The following is an 18,236-nucleotide window of genomic DNA, read 5'->3' on the forward strand; positions in this document are numbered from 1 at the left end:
TGATTCATGCAGTTTAAAAGAAGAGAAAATTTAAAGCCTTCCGAAAAACTTTTGGTTTTGGTAGGAAGCAAAAACCCAGTAAAGATTTCCTGTACTGAAGATGCTTTCACCCAAGCATTCAATCGTTCCTTTTTGGTAGAGGGAATCCATGCTTTCTCCGGCGTACCAGATCAACCCGTGGGTGATGAACAAACACTCTTGGGAGCAAAAAACCGGGCTCAAAACTCCCGCGGTGTATTTCCTGAGGCAAATTTTTGGGTGGGTATCGAAGGAGGAGTTGATGAAGATGCTCATGGGATGTTTGCCTTTGCCTGGATTTATATTCTTGGGAAAAATGGAAGAAAAGGACAGGCTAAAACCGGCTGTTTTTATCTACCCAAGAAAGTGGCAGACTTGGTCAAAAACGGGATGGAATTGGGAAAAGCAGATGATTTGATCTTCGAACGAGAAAACTCCAAACTAAGTGGAGGATCCGTCGGGATTCTTACCAAAGGAGTGGTCAACAGATCGGCTTATTACGAGCAGGCCATTATCCTGGCCTTGATTCCATTCCTTAATGAAAATATTTACTAATGGCCGGGAAATGATTAATAAAATCGAGTATTAAGATTTTATTTAGAAATTTTTAAAAATAATTGCAAAAGTGAAGATTAATCTCTTCTTTTAAGAAATAAGCGATTGATATTAAGATTTCTGCTTTTCACCACTATTTTCAGTAAAAGTTGCTTTAATCACCCCAAAGTCAATTTTACTCTAAAGCCTCCCTCGGGAGGCTTTTTTCATGCTGGTTTTTGGAGGTTTCTTAGGAATTGGGTCAATGCCACTTTCCAATCCGGATCAGCATCCCACTCCGGTCCTATGTAAAGCTCATCTCTGACCAAAAACTTGATGTAATATTTTACCACGGTTTTTGCACCTTCTTCCCCTCCAAAAGGCTCCAAACCCATACTTTCCATCAAATCTGCTTGCCTACCTTCTACTCTTACCAGCAAAAACTGGACTCGATCGCGGATCAACTCCTGATTGGTTTTGGCCTCAGTCAGCCATTCGATTTGATTGGGATATAGGTTTTCAAATATCGACTGAATCTGATTTTTCTGGGCTGCCTGCTCGGTGAGTATGGCATCCTGGCTTTTTCCCAAAAGATCATATCGAAAATAGCTCATCAAACCCGTCTCGGCAGAGGAGCCCTCCAAAGGAATTCCCAATTTGAAAACCTCCAGATTGAGCGGATTTCGGGGTAGGAATCGCTGAACTGACTGGGCAGTCTCCTGAGTGCTGATCTGGGGAAATTCTGCCACATCCAAAACCAGGTAGTTTTTTGAATTAGTACCTTTTGCGACTTCGGCCAGCTGATTTCCTGCTTCATTCCAGTCCTTTCCGGATACACCATAGAGCGCTGTGGTGGGGATGATTTTCCCATCACCACTAAAAGGGCCAATATGAATACTCAGCTTTTGCTTTTGACGCGTCACCAAAATGACATTCTTCACTTGACGCTGCTGAAAGGCGCGAGCGTAATCTGCCTGCCGAGCCTCCGAAAGCACCACCTGCTCTAATTCAAAATAGGCGATAGGATCTCCTCCCGCTTCTACCAAATGCACATGAACGCTGTCTGCCAGCTCCTTCCAAGACAAAACTGGCCTAGAACCAGGATCGGTAGATACAACGACGACAGATTTCCCGTTGAAAAAACTCTCGGGTAAGGCTCCCTGAGAAAATCCAGCAATCGAAAAAGTAAAAAACAGGAGAAAAGAGCCGATATATTTCATTGAATCAGGTGGCAGAGATTTTTAGCTTAGTATTTTTACGAATATACATAACGCACAACATATCGCCAGATGCAGAAACAAAACCTGAAACTTCTTCTTTTTATTTCCTTCCTATCGCTGACTTTTCCAGTTCTTTCCCAAAAAGTAGATTCCGAGCAACTTCTCAGCCATCTCCGATACCTCTCCTCTGACGAGCTTCAGGGTAGAAAACCCCTGACTACAGGGAATCTAAAAGCCCAAAAGTATATTTTGGAGCACTATAAAAGTCTATCTCTCGCGGAGCCCATTTATCCGGATTTTATTCAGCGATTTTCTTTCGAAAACCGACGCGAAAAGAAAACTTATGAGGACGCGGCTAATTTGGTGGCATTCATCCCGGGAAGTGAGTCCAAAAAAGTGATCGTCATCACCGCTCACTATGACCATGTGGGCGTAGGCAGACCGGATGCCAACGGAGATTCCATTTACAACGGTGCTGACGACAATGCCTCCGGAACGGCAGCCCTGATGGCACTGGCAGACTATTTCTCCAAAAATCGCCCCAAACATGCCTTACTATTTGCAGCACTGGATGCTGAGGAAATGGGCCTTCAGGGAGCCAAAGCCTTGGTCAGGGACTTTCCCTACCCTCTCGAGCAGATTGTGGTCAATATCAACATGGATATGATCTCCAGAAATGACAAAAATGAAATCTATGCTTCGGGAACATACCACAACCCTCAACTCAAGCCAATTTTGGAAAAGGCCTCGGCATCCCTTTCACCTACCCTGAAATTTGGACATGACGAACCAGGCACAGGAAGGGAAGATTGGACCCAAGCCTCGGACCATGGTCCATTTTTTGAGAAAAAAGTTCCTCACATCTATTTCGGTGTAGAGGATCACGAGGATTATCATCGCCCTTCAGATGAATACAAGAATATTCAGGAAGAATTCTACATCAATGCGACCAACTTGATTCTCAAATGCATTTTGGCATTGGATGATCAATTGGCCGACTAATCTTAAGCACAGCAAAAAAACAAATCTGACTTGGCAAAAACTGATCTCATAACAAGACTACTGGTATGGAGGCTCAAGCACATGAGCAATCAGGCCTTTGTGCTTATTCTGAGTGGTTTGATTGGAATTTTGTCGGGTATCGCTGCTGTGATTCTCAAGGAAGCAGTGCATGCTATTCAGAAGTTTCTTACTGAGGATTTTTATACGGAATATGCCAATTTTCTCTATATCCTCTATCCGCTGATCGGGATAGGTGTGGCATACTTTGCAGGCAAATATCTGCTCAAAGATGTAGGCGGGCATGGAATCCCGGATGTACTTTTCAACATTTCCAAAAATTCAGCCCTGATTCCCCGAGTGAAAATGTATAGCCGGGTAATCACTTCAGCGCTTACGGTTGGTTTTGGAGGATCGGTTGGATTGGAAGCTCCTATGGTGGTCACGGGCTCGGCGATCGGTTCAAATGTAGGATTGCTGATGCATCTCAATGCGAAAAAAAGAGCCTTGCTTATTGGTTGTGGAGCTGCAGGGGCTATCTCGGCCATCTTCGGCGCCCCGATTGGAGCTGTGATTTTTGCGGTCGAAGTAATCCTTTTGGAAATCAGCTCGGCAAGCTTTATTCCACTCCTGATAGCCTCTGTGATGGGTTCCTTGACCTCTATGGTTTTGATGGGCAAAGAATCCATTTTCAAATTCAACCTGACAGATTCCTTCAGTGCCAGCCATATGCCCTATTATTTCCTGTTGGGAATCGGGTGCGGACTTGTTTCGCTTTATTTCTCAAGAATGGTAAGAAAAACTGAGCGCGCGATGGAAGATTTGAACGACCAATGGATGCGCTTGCTTTATGGTGGAGCATTTTTGGGATTTATTGTCTTCTTTTTTCCACCCATCTACGGAGAGGGCTACGAGACGCTGAACCTGCTCATCGAAGGGAAATCCTCCCAAATTCTGGAAAAAAGCCCCTTCTTTTCTTCTTTTGAAAATCCTCTTCTGATCATTGGCTTTTTGGTCATGATCATTTTGCTGAAGCCTATTGCCTCTGCCATTACGCTTGGCGCAGGAGGAAGTGGCGGTATTTTTGCGCCTTCACTCTATGTGGGAGGGATTTTGGGATTTGTATTTGCTTATTCCAAAAACATGGTGGATTTCCACATCGAACTGCCTTTGGCCCATTTTACTCTAGTCGCGATGTGCGGAGTGATGGCTGGAGTACAGCATTCCCCTCTTTCGGCGATATTCCTAATCGCTGAGATCACCGGGGGCTATGAGCTTTTTATTCCTTTGATGTTTGTATCAGCAATCTCTTTCACCACGACCACCTATTTCCAAAAAGACAGCCTTTACAAACTTCAACTGAGAGATCAGGGAAAATCCCTTCCAGAATCCAAAGATCAGGAGCTTTTGGACAATATTACCCTTTCCCATGTGATCGAAAGGGACCTCTTACCCATTCACCACCAAGCCAAGCTGTTGGATTTGATCAACTTGGTGAAGGTATCCAAGAGGAATATTTTCCCGGTCGTCGATGATCAAAAAAGGCTATTGGGCATCATCACTCTGGATGATATCCGGGATATCATGTTTGATCCGGAAAAACAACAAAGCCTACTCGTCAAGCAGCTGATGCACAGTCCCCCAGAAGTACTATCCATTACTGAAAATATGCAAACAGCGATGGAGAAGTTTGAACGCTCAGGTGCTTGGAACCTCCCTGTCTTGGAGGAGGAACGCTACATCGGCTTTGTTTCCAAGTCAAGAATCTTCAATGCCTATCGCAAAAGATTACTGAGACAAAAGCATGATTAAAGCCGATTTAGAATAAAATTTGGATTTTTGATTTATCCACTTTTTTAGCAAAAACAAAGCATGCTCCTTTTCTACTTAGCAAACTTTATCCACAAAATCTGCGTAATGTAAATTTTGTAACCTGTTTATTTTCAGGTATTTAATTCCTTTTATAACAGGTGTGTGGATAAATAATTGAATTTGTGGATAAATTTTTCTTGCTTTTTTTTTATGCCTCTCAGCGCGTTTAGAGGCAACTTTTAAAAAATTCTAAAACAATTTTCTTCTAAAGAATGATACCTAAATTTAATCGATGGAAGATTGTGATTTAGAATAAAATTTGGTTGGAAATACTCTTGACCCATTAGGAACAAAACAAACCAAAAAATTCAACTAAATAATAAATGGATTTCAGGAAAAATTGAAATTTTAATGGGGAAAGTTCAATTCTTATTTTCCGTACCCAACCGGTTCCAAATTGTTCATTTGTCTCAATATCCAGGATTGCCTTCCTTTGATGTAGGCAGTAGGCCTAGTAGGATTCCATCGAAGGGGATTGGGAAGTACGGCCGCAATCAAAGCCGCCTGACTCCGGTTGACTTTGGCGGCAGGAATCTTGTAGTAATGCTGGGCAGCTGCCTCGATGCCGTAGATTCCATCTCCCATCTCAATAATGTTCAGATAGACTTCCATGATTCTCTCTTTCCCCCAGATGAACTCAACCAAAACTGTGAAATAAGCCTCCAGTCCTTTTCGGATGTAACTCCTGTTTGGCCACAAAAAGGCATTCTTCACCGTCTGCTGGGTGATGGTACTGGCACCTTTGATTCTTTTTCCCTTTTTGTTTCCTTCCCAAGCTTTTTCCATAGCCTCAAAATCAAATCCACTATGATCTGGGAATTTTTGGTCTTCGGCAGCTACCACTGCCTGAGGTACATGGCGGGAAATAGAAGATAGGGGCTCCCAATCCTTGTACAATCTCATTTCTCTTTTGGAATCCGTAGCCTGCTCAAACAGACGAATCACCATCAAAGGTGTAATTGGAATCGGAACAAAGCGATAAAGAATCACCAAGCCTATGGAAAGCCCAAAAAACCACAAGGTTAATTTCCAGATGAAGCGAAAGACCCAACGAATAACTTTCATAGAGAATCAGACAGAGGCAAATGCCTGAACAAATTGGATAAAAAAAACGGCATTTTCATTCTCAGGTAGCATATGGTATTCTTCTTCCATTTTCCTCACCTCCTCTTCTGTAACCAAGCCTGCTTGAATCAAATGTTCAGCACCGCTTTTCATCAATTTTACCCAAAAAGAAATCATAGCCTTCAGCTCTTCCGGGTGGGTTTGATCCAAGTGAAACCCTCCCAACCAATGCGAAATTTGTGTAAATCCCGACTGCTGAAGGAGATTACCAAGACTTGCGCCGATCTCTGGATGACCGCCGATTTGGGTCTGAAAATCATTGTAGGCTCGATAATACTTTTGGGCAAAAGGAAGTGCCGGGAAAGTATAGTGGGTAGAATTAAATACTTCTGTCAGGAAAACTTTGGCGCCCGGCTTAAGATGTCTGTGAACTTTTTCTAATACTATCCTTGGCTCCGCTATATGCTCAAGAACCCAACAAATGTACGCGGAGTCAAATGTTTGATCCAGATTCAGCTCCATAGCATCCTGAACCGAGAAGGTAACCCGATCCTCAAACCCTTTTAAGTTCTCTTTGGCCTTCTCGATCTGCGAGTCTGAATAATCCACACAGGTGATTTTCAACTGGGGAAATAGGCTAAGCAAAGCTTGAGTCTGCGCGCCTACCCCTGAGCCAATTTCAAGAAGGTGCTCGCATCCCGAAAAATCTATCTTTTTAAAGATTTTTGGTGCCAAAAATCCCGCTTGATCGATCAGTCGCTGCTGCTCTTCGGGGATAAAACCATGCAGATAATTTGCCATATAAAAGGGGCTCTGGTAGGCCGGAAAGTTACAGGTGTTTAGCCAATAATTTATCTTCGCTACCCTCAAATAAGTCCCTCCTTTCTAAATACAGCGTTTTATGGTGTCGTCTTTTTCAATATCACAGGTGATTTCAGCTTGGCAGAAACGGTCTCCATTAAAACCTTTAAATCACCATATTCAGAAACCGGTACAGCGGAAGTACTGAATTCTAGCCTGGAAGATATTTTTAACTCATCCTCCACCTTGTTAATCAGAAAATTAAACCGGATGGTCTTGCTCGGATTGGTGATGGAAACAGACTCGGGATAATCCTCCAATTCAAATCCTTGTGGGATAGGAATGCTGGCATTAATATTTTCAAAAAACGGATAATTAAATTCAACCGGCAGCACTCGATCATTCTGCACAAAGGGATTTTCGAAAAATTTGGAAAAAGCGAAGGGTGTCAAATACAATAGCTCATCTTTGGGTTCTTCCAACTTAGCATCAAAAAAAATCGAGAAGGATCTTTGGCTCTCCAATTGATCCAAACTTGAAAGATTGGAAATATCAAATCGATCAAACCTCTGATCGTCCTTTAGTAATTCGACCGTATCCTTTATTCCCTTCTGGTACTGACTCATCGCCAGGGCTTCCTGATCCAAAAACTTAATCTGACTCTTGAAGCCCATGCTTCCATCCGAGAGTTTTTCGAAGCGGACCATTTGTATACTTCCCGACCGGTGGGCATAGGTCAAGTCCTCCAATCTCCCCATGTCAAACTCCAGTACAAATCCCCTATCCCTCACTTTTTCAACAGGTAGCATCCCGAATGGGATATTGGGATCGCTGGCATCCACCAAAAATTGATTCCCTTCTAAATTCAACTGGACCAGACAGGTATGAAACTGGTTGATAAAAGGAACCGGAATCAGCTGTGTCCTCCCTCGATATCTTTCATTGATCAAAACCAAATTGGCCTCAAACCCACTCCTTCTGAGCAGATGGAGAAACAAAAGATTTTTATCAAAACTGTTGCCCTCCTTCTTCTTCAATAGAACATCAAGTGGATAAATAGGCTCTATCCACGAAGACTCTAAATATTTGATTTCATTGGCTACAAAGTGGTAAATCTTCTTTGCCTGCTCGATTTTAGTCAGACTGTCCAGTTTTAGGGTGGGATAGTCAGGGATGGATTCGGGAGACTGGATAAAGTAGGAATTCATATCCGGGACTTGAAGCCATGTATTGGCCAGTTGGCTCCAGGAGGAATACACGATTTCTGAGTTTTCCAGCTGATTTGAACTTACATATTGACTGGAAAATAAATAGCCGTCCACCCGCTCCTGATAATCCAGAAGATTTCCGACAAAGGGCTCATTGGGAAGGGAGGGAATATCCTTCCTAAGCCAAGAATATTGATTTTTTCGTTCGGAGATTTCTGCAGCTTCAGCCACTTGCTTCCCTTGCATGATCATTTGATATTGAAAAAAATCCGGAGCCTTAAAGCTGTATTTACTAAACAGAGCAGGGTACTTTTTTTGAAAGGCCCAACCTTCCAAAATACCATATTCCTGGTCTAGTTTCCGGTATTTCAATTCAAGGATACTCCCTTTTTTGACATGAGGAAATACGAGCACATATTGAAATTCACCTCCTCCAAGATTCACCTCTTTGATTTCACTTTTGGTGAGAACGAACGTTTTCCTACCCCCATTTTCTATATAGGAGACTTGGGCTTGGATTTTGGAAATGTCCTCAGTATTGTATTTACCCCTATAGTAAGGAATCAGAATGTCTCCAAAATTTTCGTGATTATCATCCAGCACCTTAAACCGATAATGATAATCCGTCGAAAGCCCATTGATTACGAAATAGCTATTCGCCTCTTCCCACAAGGTCACCACCGTAGCATCGGGTTGAAAAGGGACTGTTTCCAATCCCAATTCCACTTCTGAATATTTACCAAACACTACCTGCCCAAAACCAAGCCCTACTGTCCCTAGGGCCAAGATCAGGCTCAGGAAAATTTCTCTTCGCATAAAATCATGGGCGGGCAGTCTTTTTCATAATCACCGGGGTATTCAGCTTATTGGCGATACTTTCCATCAAAAACTTCAGATCCACATATTGCTCGGAGGAGATCAAAGGCTGCCTGACTTCGATTTTAGCATTGACCTTAAATAACTGTCCGATTTGCTCTGTCTTAAAAGTAAAAATCAAGGGGGCACCATCTATGGTCAATACCTCATCGGTAGGATAGTCTTCCATCTCATAGCCTTCAGGAATATGGATATTAGCTACCAGTGATTGCTGGAAGGAATACCCAAAATCCACTGGGAAAACCCGGAAATCCTGGGTAAACGGATTCTTTGAAAAACTGGAGAATTTGAAGGGGTTAAACACCAGCATTTCCTGCTCAGTTGCACCCGCCATGACCAGTTGGAATTTGGTATTGAGGTAGTTTTTCTCCTCCAGCAGGTTTTCTACTTCTACATTTCTCAATTCCATTTCCATTTCCTCCACGTCAAACATCTCGGCGAGTGGTTTTTCTGCCTTTTTCAAGTTGTCCACTCGGTGAAATTGATCCAATCCCTCATAATACGAGCTCCTCACATTGTAATTCATTTGGAGCTCTCCGCTTTGGGAGTCCAGGACCACGTCTGAGAAGATCATTTCAGAAGAATTGTGTTTGACAGCCAAATTGATGAGTTGACTTTGGTTTTTCTTCAACAAAAGACCTCCAGATACATGCTTATCCAAATCCACGTAGCCGAAGGGAGCCAAGGGATCACTCAAATCCAATAATTGGGGCTTTCCATCCAAAGTGGCCAGTAGAAGAATCTCATCAAACTGATTGAGGAATGGGTAAGGAACAATGGAACTTCGCCCGTAACCCTTGCTTCCGATCAAAACTGGCTCGCAGGAGATTCCCATGGATTTCAGCAGACCCATGTAGGCCAAAATCAGCTCTCCTGGAGATCCCTGCTTGGATTTCAAGAGTTGGGGAAGGGTTTGATTGGTATAAATCCAGTCCACTCCTTCGTTGGCAAAGTTATCCCGGATATAGTAGTAGGCCTTTTTGGCTTTCTCTGTTTCATTTTCTCCAGAAAGGTCGGCGGATAGGGCATCCTTTTCGATCGGGTTGGTCCGATAAAATCCCTTCATGGAATAGTACTCGATCATTTCATCGCCGAGTTTTTCCCAAGTACTCAGAAAATCCTTCCACTCTGCACCAGAGGTGGTAGCTGCTACCTGATAGCGATACAGCTGAAACTCCACCCGATCTAGGTAGTCCCTGTAGTTTTTCATGAAGGGCTCTTCCTTGAGTGAATAAAGATTCCTCAGCGTCCAGGCATACGTCCCGTTGTTGCTTTCTCTTTCTGCTTTGGTGAAAAAATTGGATCCCTGACCTATGGTCTTGTACTCCAATTGTGGAATCATAGTCACCTGGTATTTGGAATAGAGCGTAGGCATGGAATTTTGAAATGTCCAGCCATCCAAGAATTCCAGGTTTTTATCCGCCTTGCGATAGGAGTATTCTAAAATAGACCCAACCTGTGCATCTGGAAAAACGAATCTCTTTTCCCGATATCCATCTCCCAAATCCACATCGAAGATGTTTTCTTTGCCCAGTTTGGTGATGACCTGCTTGCCGTCGACGATGTTGATAATTTGGGCCTTTTCCCCATAAATCTCCTCAACACCCCGGTCGCCTCGGAAATACCTGATTTTGATGTCCGCATATTCTTTGCCTGCTTCAGTCAGGATTTTGATTCTGCGAAAATGGAGGGTCTCGAATATCTGGGAGAAAAACTTAGAGTCGGCCGTAGCCACCAGCATGACTGCTGAAGAGCCCGGTTCGTAGGCTACTTCGTTGTAAGCAATTTCTTCAGGAGACAGATCTCCCATTTTTTGACTTTGTGAGTAAGCCAATCCGACCGAAAGGGTCAAAAAGGTAAGGAAAAACAGTTTCTTCATGGATTAGGTAATGTGCTTGTGGTGGGGGTTTTTAAGAATAATAGAGAGTAATCAAAGGTGGAGTTGATCTGCTTGACCAGATTGGTTTTTTCTTCGTCCGAAAACTCCTCAGGAAGTCTAATCTGAAGCGCTGTGCTAATGAGAAGACGATCCCCATCCAAGCGGCTTTGCAGTGAAGCGGAAAAATATTCCTCCTTTCGATCCACTTGGGGGAGTTGGGACTCAGATTGCCAGGCTTCCGGAAGCTGGATTTCGTATTCCTCTGTTTTGAAAAGGTTGGAAAAAGCCAATTGATCTTCAGTGATTTTTCCCAAAAAGGATTTCAATACATGGCGCTTGGCTGTGCTTTGAACAAACTTGATGATGGCTCCATCATAGGCCAAATCAGCTTTGGGCAGGGAATCCTCCTGATGAAGATCGATCTGAAAACCATTGACCAAAAGTCCGGAAATGCCTGAGTTTCGGTTTAGAAAATCCCGCTGCTGTCTGGCATCCAGGTGATATTTGACGTCAGTCAGCTTCACAGCAAAGTTTCCCTGAGCCGAAACTGCCGACTCAATCACCGCATTGCCCTGATTGTCAATCCGGATTTTGTTTTTGCTGCTCAGGGTGTTCCATACTTCAGTATTATAGCTCGGGGTTTGGGTCAAATACCCACCGTCCTCCCGGACAACCAAAACATGTCTCCCTTTGGTAAATTCTCCCAAATAGCCTGCAGGAAGCGTACTCGAGGTACATTCCAGCCAAATGGGGCCGGTTTTCAAAGGCACTTGGAGAATGACGTGGTTAAACTGATTGGAAGGAAGGTCCACCTCTATATCGTCGGCATCCGTGCCAGCATATACCAAGGTGTAATTGGACTCAATCCCGACTTCAGCCAGCATAGCTTTCATCAGGTTGGTCAAGCCTTTGCAATCCCCAAACCTATTCTGATAGACCTCTGCAGCCACTTGGGTCTGCCACCCCCCTATGCCAAGCTGAATACTCACATAGCGGAAGTTTTTCTGGAGATATTGGTACAGAATCTGAATCTTTTTAAAATCTGTGTCTGCCTCAGACACCATGTCTTGGATTTGGGCTTTGAAAGCATCGGGCAGCTTATCCCTATTTTTGTTAAGCTGATATTGCCATGCGGCCAAGCCGGTCCAATCACTCATTTCTCCCACCACGCCTTCCAATCCAAACCTTACTGGCGCAAGCAGGAGTCGATAGTCATCTTCCTTTTTGAAGTCTTTGCCCTGAACCTCCAAATCCGAGACAATCCATGAAACGGTCTTCAAACCTGTCTCGAAAGACTCTCTCTTCTCTGTGGGCAGATTCACCTCCTTGTACTTCAGCCCCAGCTGCTCAGGATAAACCACAGAGAAAATGGCCTCTTTGACCTTTTGATTGTAATTGGGTACAGGCACCCAGGTCGGCAGAGCAAAGTTCGTTTTGGACTTCATCACATACCGAATTTTGACCAGAACAGGAAAAACAGAAGTAGAAGGTTCGTAGATCTTCAGTCGGTTGTCGTCGAAAATATTTACTTGAGAAAACTGCGCCACGTCCCGGAGATCCTTCAATTTGGTTTTCAAAAGTGATTTTTGGGTGAGGGGATTGATCATTTCTGCCTCGAAAGACTCGATACTCCGCAACTTATCATATCCCAACACTACCCGTACATGGTCTAGCCCCTCTCTGGACATGACCAGCAAATCTTTGGTAACCTCATGACTTACTGAGAAATCAGCATGTAGCGTGACGACCTGCCTTTCTTCAAGCTGAGAATAAACGGGAGGAGAGGTCTTGGAAAATCCTTTGCCCATGTCCATTAAAAAAAGACATAAAAAGCAGGCAAAAACTTGAAATCTAAACATGTATTAAGGGAAATTATGACAAGTATAAAAGAAGGAAAATTCATTAAAAATTTTTTAGGTAAATTTTTATAAAAAATTTTTCATGAATCTACGACATTCAAATTCTTTCCTTTCAAGGCCGTTTTTGGAGGGATGAATTTTTGCTAAAAAAAACCGATTCCCTATTTTGAGCCACCAAATCAAAAAGCCACCCATGCAACCTATTTCTATCGGAAGTTTTGAAGAGTTTGAGCAATACAACGGGCAAGAACTGGGAGCTTCCTCCTATTTCCGAATCACACAGGATCAAATTCAACTTTTCGCAGACGCCACCCACGATCATCAATGGATTCACTGTGATCCGGAAAGAGCCAAAAAAGAGGGTGCATTTGGTAATACCATCGCTCATGGTTATTTGACCCTAAGTATCGTTCCTTTCCTTTGGGAGCAGATCGTGCAGGTCAAAAACCTGAAGATGATGATCAACTATGGCATCGAAAATCTTCGATTCGCTCAAGCAGTCACTGTGGACAGCGAAGTGAGACTAGTCGCCAGACTGAAAAATGTGGCCAACCTCCGGGGAACTGTGAAAGCAGAGGTGGAGGTCAAGTTGGAAATCAAGGACCAGAAAAAACCTGCTTTCGCAGGTCTTCTGATTTTCCTTTATCATTTCAATTAATCAACTGGCCAAAAGGTCATTGACCACGGTAGCTGCACAGGCACAGCCAAAAGCAGCCGGCAAAAAAGACATGGTCCCGTAGGCAGATTTCTTGAAATTCCTTCCGTCAGTCAGCATCAAACTTTCCTTGATTACCTCTTCGGTGGAAAAGACCGCTTTGAAGCCCCCGTAAATAGCTCGCCGCTTCAGTCGCTTTCTGAGCATCTTGGCCAGCTTACACTGATAGGTATCTGAAAAGTCCACCACTTTGATCTGCGTGGGGTCCACTTTGCCACCTGCGCCCATACTGCTGACCAGACGGAAGCCCCGCTTCCTCGCCCCTTCGATCAAGTGCATCTTTGGAGTGAAGCTATCGATGCAATCCACCACATAATCGAACTCATTCGCCTCCAGAAGAGCAGTCATTTCGTGGGGATTTAGAAATTGCCGAATGGCAAGAATCTTCAACTTCGGGTTGATGGCCAGCAAGCGCTCCTCCATCCATTCGGCCTTGGACTGCCCCACATTCAGCTGGGTAGCTGGAAGCTGCCGGTTGACATTGGAGATATCCACGGTATCCCCGTCGATGATGGTCATTTGACCCACTCCAGATCGGGCGATAAACTCTGCTGCAAAAGAACCTACACCTCCCAATCCTACTACTAAAACGTGCTTCCGGGAAAGCTTCTCCAGACCTTCCCGGCCGGTGATTAGCTCTGTCCTACTGAGCCAGGCAAAATCATTCATTGTATTTTTCTACTGCTTATCTGATTCCAATTTGAGATCCCCAGCTGAGCTAGCTCCGCCGGAGAAAGGCCCAAAATTAGGGAAGCAGCCTGATAAATCTCAGAAATTTCCATATTCGAATCATCCGTCTCAAAAAAGATGCGATAAGGAGGGCAGGCTTTGAGCCAAGCCTGAGCATTGCTCTCTTCTTTTTTCAGATGATGTCCAAAAGAAAAAAAGACGGGAAAATCCAGTAGCCTAAGTGCAAGGTCAGGCTTGAGATTCCAGCCGTGCCAAATGATCTGAGGGATATTTTTTTCCTTCTTCAGGTATTCCAGTAGTAAATCGTGCCCTTTCACACAATGCAAAATAAGCGGAATATCCAACTCAAAAGCCAGACTAGCCTGGGCATGAAAAGCGGCATTTTGAATCTCCAGTTCAGGACCTTTGATCCGGTCAAAGCCACACTCTCCTATTGCCAGTACGGAAATGGAATCTTTCACCTGCATGGAGATTTTTTGCCATTTCTCTTCCCAATTTTCATCCAAATCCCAGGGATGAATGCCCAAAGAACAGAACAACCCGGCAGGTGAAACCTCTCCTTCTCCATTAAAGATAGCATTGGCTTTGCCATTTTGATGCGTATGAAAATCCCAGAAATTCATCGGGCTAAGCTTCATTTTTTCCATAAAAAAACAAAGCCCCTTCGTGAAGAAGAGGCTTTTGCTTTTAGTAAAACAAGGTAGATTAATCCAATCGGTTTCTTTCTTCAGAACTACCCGTGCTGGATTTTACGCGGAAGCTTTCGCCCTTGGCAAAATTATAGCGAAGTGTAAAGCGGATTCCCTGATTGCTTCTGTACTGTCTGAATGAAGTATCGATATCGGCAAATTCCACTTTCGCTTTGATCACCTGAGTTCGGAAGAGGTCTGTTCCATTGACCGAAAGTGAAAGCTTGTCCTTCATCAGGGATTTGGTCACTCCCATATCTACCCATCCAAATCCTCCGATGCTTCCCTGACCCCAAATCTGAGGCCCCAAATACATGGCCATTACTTCCAGCTTGAATCCTTTAGGCAAGGTGAAGTTTTGCTGGGTTCGTACCATATAGGACACTTGATCTACATCCAGAACATTTTCCCCAATTTGGGACTGGAACTGATTGTAATTCACCTGAACCATGTTGGAGGTATTCCACCATTTCTTGATTTCGAAAGGAAGAATGGCTCTGAAGTTGGCGTTTCGGGTTTTGTCAAAATTGTCTGTGAAAGTAGTCGTGGATCGGGTTTCCTGATCCTGCTCAAACACCTGCATGAATGCATCCTCTGTCACGCTATAGCCCAATGTAAACTGATAGGCCCCTTTCAGGATGTGGTTCATCTCGAAATTGGTAGAATATTGAGGCCGAAGGTTAGGATTGCCCTGCTCAGAAGTCAGCGGGTCAATGTAATACACAAATGGGTTGAGCAATCGATAGTTGGGTCGGGTGATTCTGCGGTTGGCATTGTACACGATCTGATACTTATCACTTACCTTTTGCTGGACAAATAAGCTGGGGAAAAGGTTGAAATACTTCTGCTTATTCACCTGCTCAAGGGTCACTGAGTTGCCGGTGATATCAGAATATTCACCTCTCAGTCCTGCCTGATAGCTGAATTTTTCACTGAAAGAGCCTTTGAGCATAGCATAGGCGGCCAAGACATTCTCATTGTAGATGAATCGGTTGGAATTGGGATCAGGCTCGTAAGGACCTTCTCCTACTGCACGGCTCAAATCCAGATCATTGTCTGATTCCACCCAGCTGCCTTTTACGCCAGTTTCCAAAGTTTTTCCACCCTTCAAAGGCTTGGTAAAGTCCACCTTGGCTGTAAGAATGGTGTAAAACATGTCATTGATCGTCAGGACCCGATCGGTATATCCTCCTTCCGGATCATTTCCCGCCCAGTAGCTATTGTCCAATAGCGAGCTGTTTTCGGAATCCATCAAGGTAAAATCCACATCGGCAGAAATCTTCGTGCCCAATGTATCCAGCTTTGCGTCGTAGTGAAGGTTGGAAAACACCCGATTTCTGACTCCTTCTGAGTCATTGAATGACTCGATATAATTGTTGAACTCCTGTCCGGGGTTAGTCACTACCGTAGTGGAAGTACTGGTATTGATATCCCTTGAGTTGGAAGCCTGAAGATTGATTCCCAAGTTTTGATTGGGATTTATCTCATAGTTGGCAGAACCCACAAAGGATGGGGTTTTGTACCGGGAAGTGATTCTGGAATCCTGATTGAAATTGGACACACCCTCTTCCAAAGTGAAGTTTCTGTTGATATCCAAGTCGTTGTAGACTGCAAATTCATTGTAATTCAAGGTACCATTGGTGGACCACTTTCCTTTTTTCACGTTTAGTGTGGCTCCGGCATTGGGAGCATATTGTCCATTGTATTGGCTGCCTACCATTACATTTCCAAACACCCCGTCCACCGTGTTCTTTTTGAGTTGGATATTGATCACTCCGGCAGATCCCTCAGCGTCAAATCGGGAAGACGGATTGTTGATCACTTCGATGCTTTTGATGTTGTCCGCAGGCATCGAGCGCAGGAAGTTGGCCAGATCAGTTGCACTCATGTAAGTGGGGCGGTCGTTGATCATCACAGTAGCTCCTGTACGTCCGTTTAGGTTGATATTTCCGTCTTGATCTACATAGATTCCAGGAGATCTACCGATCACATCCAGTGCATTTGCACCTTCTGCCATCACGGTTCCCTCTACGTTGACAATGGTTTTGTCCGGCTCAATGATGATTTCTGGCCGGGAGGCTTTCACGGTCACCTCATCCAATCCGGTCATTTCATCCTGAATGATCAGTTTCCCAAAGTCCTTGGACATTCCGGGCACCAAGTCGAAGGCTTCTGAAGAAAAGGTGGCATACCCGATCGAAGAAATAACCAATTTGACTTTGGCGGCTTTGACAGATTCGATCATGAAGGACCCATTTTCATCCGAAACAGCCCCATCCACCAAGCCTCCATCCACAGAAATCAGGGCAACGTTGGCATAGGGAACGGCTTGACCGGATTGATCCTCTACCTTTCCGGAGATTTTGGAAATCTCCTTTGGCAGGGCTGCCAGATTGCTTATCCCGAGGAGATAGGTCAATAAGGTGAGAAAAATAAAGTTGGTCGTTTTCATTTTTTATGTTGGCTTAGTCTTATGCCACTCTTTAGGAAAATGAAATGCCAATAGCAGGAAAGTGCCCAAAATGAGCCAAAATAGCGTATTCCTACTTTGCCAATAAAAATACCTGTCTCATATTCGGACAATATTTTATTCGGTATAGGACAAAAAAAATCCCAATCATTTCTGATTGGGACTCCCAAAGTATCGTGATGTTTATTGCATTGCAGCTTCGTATCTCTTATTCACTTCAGCCCAATTAACTACATTCCAAAATGCAGAAATGTAATCCGGTCTTCTGTTTTGATAGTGGAGATAGTAAGCATGCTCCCATACATCAAGACCAAGAATAGGGGTTCCTGGACACTCTGCCACATCCATCAAAGGATTGTCTTGATTTGGAGAAGAACACACGCAAAGTTCTTTTTTTAGATCTACGCAAAGCCAAGCCCATCCTGAACCAAATCTTGTAGCAGCAGCCTTGTTGAAGGTTTCTTTAAAAGCATCAAATGATCCAAATTTTTCATCAATTGCCACAGCAATAGATCCCGTCGGATTTCCGCCTCCGTTAGGAGAAATGATTTGCCAGAAGAGGCTGTGATTCCAGTGACCACCCCCATTGTTTCTTACAGCGACATTTGAACCCGCTACTTGCATGAGTTCTTCAAGAGATTTCCCTTCCAAATCGGTGCCAGCTACTGCATTGTTCAGGTTGGTCACGTACCCATTGTGGTGTTTGCCGTGATGGATTTCCATAGTTCGGGCATCGATATGCGGCTCTAGCGCATTAAAAGAATAAGGTAAAGATGGGAGAGTAAAAGCCATATTATTGAATTTTTGGGTTAAACATTGATTTAAAGTGTCCTAAAATAAGTAATACTCTTTCAACCCCCCACACTGCAAAAAGGTTCTTTTCCCGAAGAAAAAGCCTTATTCTCTCAGTTTTCGGAAAAATTCCAAGACCAAGCTTTCGGACTCTTCTTTTAGCAATCCCGTGTAAACCTTGGTTTTAGGGTGGAGCATGTGCTCATTGCAGTGATGAAATCCCCGCTTCGAATCAGAGGCTGCATAGTGAACTTCCCCGATTTGTGACCAATACAAAGCTCCTGCACACATGGGACAGGGCTCGAGCGTCACATACATTCTGCATTCGGGAAGGTATTTGCTTCCCAGATAATTGGCTGCAGAAGTGATAGCCAGCATCTCTGCATGAGCAGTGACGTCCTGCAGCTTCTCTGTCTGATTATATCCTCTGCCTATGATTCTGTTTTTGGACACTACCACAGCCCCCACCGGAATTTCACCCTCTTCAAAAGCCATCTTGGCTTGTTTTAGGGCTTCATTCATAAAGTACTCGTGGCTGTAAATCTCCAA

General features: G+C 44.0%; 15 protein-coding genes. 4 read left to right on the top strand and 11 right to left on the bottom strand.

Annotated elements, in window-relative coordinates; translation table 11 throughout:
• Window positions 1-6: 6 nt before the first annotated feature.
• The gene (gene yjjX, locus AAA938_RS19380; RefSeq protein WP_338230468.1) at window positions 7-573 is read left to right on the top strand and encodes an inosine/xanthosine triphosphatase; all 567 of its coding nucleotides are present in this window, start codon (window positions 7-9) and stop codon (window positions 571-573) included.
• Between the two features lie 206 nt (window positions 574-779).
• Here yjjX and AAA938_RS19385 read toward each other — a convergent pair whose 3' ends face one another.
• Window positions 780-1,772 carry an NTPase gene (locus AAA938_RS19385; RefSeq protein WP_338230470.1) on the bottom strand — a complete coding sequence of 331 codons (993 nt, stop codon included), beginning with the start codon at window positions 1,770-1,772 and terminating at the stop codon, window positions 780-782.
• 69 nt (window positions 1,773-1,841) lie between these two features.
• Here AAA938_RS19385 and AAA938_RS19390 point away from each other — a divergent pair, with 69 nt between their 5' ends.
• Together AAA938_RS19390 and AAA938_RS19395 are read left to right on the top strand one after the other, a co-directional pair.
• Window positions 1,842-2,774: a M28 family peptidase gene (locus tag AAA938_RS19390; RefSeq protein WP_338230472.1), complete on the top strand. Its 933-nt coding sequence runs from the start codon at window positions 1,842-1,844 to the stop codon at window positions 2,772-2,774.
• A gap of 30 nt (window positions 2,775-2,804) precedes the next feature.
• The gene (locus AAA938_RS19395; RefSeq protein ID WP_338230473.1) at window positions 2,805-4,583 is read left to right on the top strand and encodes a chloride channel protein; all 1,779 of its coding nucleotides are present in this window, start codon (window positions 2,805-2,807) and stop codon (window positions 4,581-4,583) included.
• Window positions 4,584-5,012: 429 nt separating this feature from the next.
• On the opposite strand, the gene mtgA is transcribed toward AAA938_RS19395, so the two are convergent.
• The 5 genes from mtgA to AAA938_RS19420 form a co-directional block, all read right to left on the bottom strand.
• Window positions 5,013-5,708 carry a monofunctional biosynthetic peptidoglycan transglycosylase gene (gene mtgA, locus AAA938_RS19400; protein WP_338230475.1) on the bottom strand — a complete coding sequence of 232 codons (696 nt, stop codon included), beginning with the start codon at window positions 5,706-5,708 and terminating at the stop codon, window positions 5,013-5,015.
• 6 nt (window positions 5,709-5,714) lie between these two features.
• The gene (locus AAA938_RS19405; RefSeq protein WP_338230476.1) at window positions 5,715-6,509 is read right to left on the bottom strand and encodes a class I SAM-dependent methyltransferase; all 795 of its coding nucleotides are present in this window, start codon (window positions 6,507-6,509) and stop codon (window positions 5,715-5,717) included.
• 98 nt (window positions 6,510-6,607) lie between these two features.
• Window positions 6,608-8,533: a DUF3857 domain-containing protein gene (locus AAA938_RS19410; RefSeq protein WP_338230478.1), complete on the bottom strand. Its 1,926-nt coding sequence runs from the start codon at window positions 8,531-8,533 to the stop codon at window positions 6,608-6,610.
• Between the two features lie 4 nt (window positions 8,534-8,537).
• Window positions 8,538-10,472: a DUF3857 domain-containing protein gene (locus AAA938_RS19415; protein ID WP_338230480.1), complete on the bottom strand. Its 1,935-nt coding sequence runs from the start codon at window positions 10,470-10,472 to the stop codon at window positions 8,538-8,540.
• Complete coding sequence (locus AAA938_RS19420) at window positions 10,469-12,331, bottom strand: DUF3857 domain-containing protein (protein ID WP_338230482.1); 1,863 nt, start codon at window positions 12,329-12,331, stop codon at window positions 10,469-10,471. The genes AAA938_RS19415 and AAA938_RS19420 overlap by 4 nt, the downstream gene beginning before the upstream one ends.
• A 193-nt stretch (window positions 12,332-12,524) precedes the next feature.
• On the opposite strand from AAA938_RS19420, the gene AAA938_RS19425 reads away from it, so the two are divergent.
• Window positions 12,525-12,989 carry a MaoC family dehydratase gene (locus tag AAA938_RS19425; RefSeq protein WP_338230484.1) on the top strand — a complete coding sequence of 155 codons (465 nt, stop codon included), beginning with the start codon at window positions 12,525-12,527 and terminating at the stop codon, window positions 12,987-12,989.
• Here the strand turns inward: AAA938_RS19425 and AAA938_RS19430 are convergent, their stop codons facing one another.
• The 5 genes from AAA938_RS19430 to AAA938_RS19450 form a co-directional block, all read right to left on the bottom strand.
• Window positions 12,990-13,715: a tRNA threonylcarbamoyladenosine dehydratase gene (locus tag AAA938_RS19430; protein WP_338230485.1), complete on the bottom strand. Its 726-nt coding sequence runs from the start codon at window positions 13,713-13,715 to the stop codon at window positions 12,990-12,992.
• Window positions 13,712-14,359 (bottom strand): TatD family hydrolase, encoded by a 648-nt coding sequence (locus tag AAA938_RS19435; protein ID WP_338230487.1) that lies wholly within the window; start codon window positions 14,357-14,359, stop codon window positions 13,712-13,714. Before AAA938_RS19435 ends, AAA938_RS19430 begins: the two co-directional genes overlap by 4 nt.
• A gap of 82 nt (window positions 14,360-14,441) precedes the next feature.
• Window positions 14,442-16,877, bottom strand: a complete 2,436-nt coding sequence (locus AAA938_RS19440) for an outer membrane beta-barrel protein (protein WP_338230489.1) — start codon at window positions 16,875-16,877, stop codon at window positions 14,442-14,444.
• A gap of 201 nt (window positions 16,878-17,078) precedes the next feature.
• The gene (locus tag AAA938_RS19445) at window positions 17,079-17,687 is read right to left on the bottom strand and encodes a superoxide dismutase (RefSeq protein WP_338230491.1); all 609 of its coding nucleotides are present in this window, start codon (window positions 17,685-17,687) and stop codon (window positions 17,079-17,081) included.
• Between the two features lie 105 nt (window positions 17,688-17,792).
• Window positions 17,793-18,236: a nucleoside deaminase gene (locus tag AAA938_RS19450; RefSeq protein ID WP_338230493.1), complete on the bottom strand. Its 444-nt coding sequence runs from the start codon at window positions 18,234-18,236 to the stop codon at window positions 17,793-17,795.

Source organism: Algoriphagus taiwanensis, from assembly GCF_036245645.1.
GTDB classification, from domain to species: Bacteria; Bacteroidota; Bacteroidia; order Cytophagales; family Cyclobacteriaceae; genus Algoriphagus; species Algoriphagus taiwanensis.

Bases quoted from the DNA above. Each gene is read 5' to 3' on its own strand.
- yjjX (WP_338230468.1), top strand. From the start codon at position 7: ATGCAGTTTAAAAGAAGAGAAAATTTAAAGCCTTCCGAAAAACTTTTG.
- AAA938_RS19385 (WP_338230470.1), bottom strand. From the start codon at position 1,772: ATGAAATATATCGGCTCTTTTCTCCTGTTTTTTACTTTTTCGATTGCT.
- AAA938_RS19390 (WP_338230472.1), top strand. From the start codon at position 1,842: ATGCAGAAACAAAACCTGAAACTTCTTCTTTTTATTTCCTTCCTATCG.
- mtgA (WP_338230475.1), bottom strand. From the start codon at position 5,708: ATGAAAGTTATTCGTTGGGTCTTTCGCTTCATCTGGAAATTAACCTTG.
- AAA938_RS19405 (WP_338230476.1), bottom strand. From the start codon at position 6,509: ATGGCAAATTATCTGCATGGTTTTATCCCCGAAGAGCAGCAGCGACTG.
- AAA938_RS19410 (WP_338230478.1), bottom strand. From the start codon at position 8,533: ATGCGAAGAGAAATTTTCCTGAGCCTGATCTTGGCCCTAGGGACAGTA.
- AAA938_RS19415 (WP_338230480.1), bottom strand. From the start codon at position 10,472: ATGAAGAAACTGTTTTTCCTTACCTTTTTGACCCTTTCGGTCGGATTG.
- AAA938_RS19420 (WP_338230482.1), bottom strand. From the start codon at position 12,331: ATGTTTAGATTTCAAGTTTTTGCCTGCTTTTTATGTCTTTTTTTAATG.
- AAA938_RS19425 (WP_338230484.1), top strand. From the start codon at position 12,525: ATGCAACCTATTTCTATCGGAAGTTTTGAAGAGTTTGAGCAATACAAC.
- AAA938_RS19430 (WP_338230485.1), bottom strand. From the start codon at position 13,715: ATGAATGATTTTGCCTGGCTCAGTAGGACAGAGCTAATCACCGGCCGG.
- AAA938_RS19435 (WP_338230487.1), bottom strand. From the start codon at position 14,359: ATGAATTTCTGGGATTTTCATACGCATCAAAATGGCAAAGCCAATGCT.
- AAA938_RS19440 (WP_338230489.1), bottom strand. From the start codon at position 16,877: ATGAAAACGACCAACTTTATTTTTCTCACCTTATTGACCTATCTCCTC.
- AAA938_RS19445 (WP_338230491.1), bottom strand. From the start codon at position 17,687: ATGGCTTTTACTCTCCCATCTTTACCTTATTCTTTTAATGCGCTAGAG.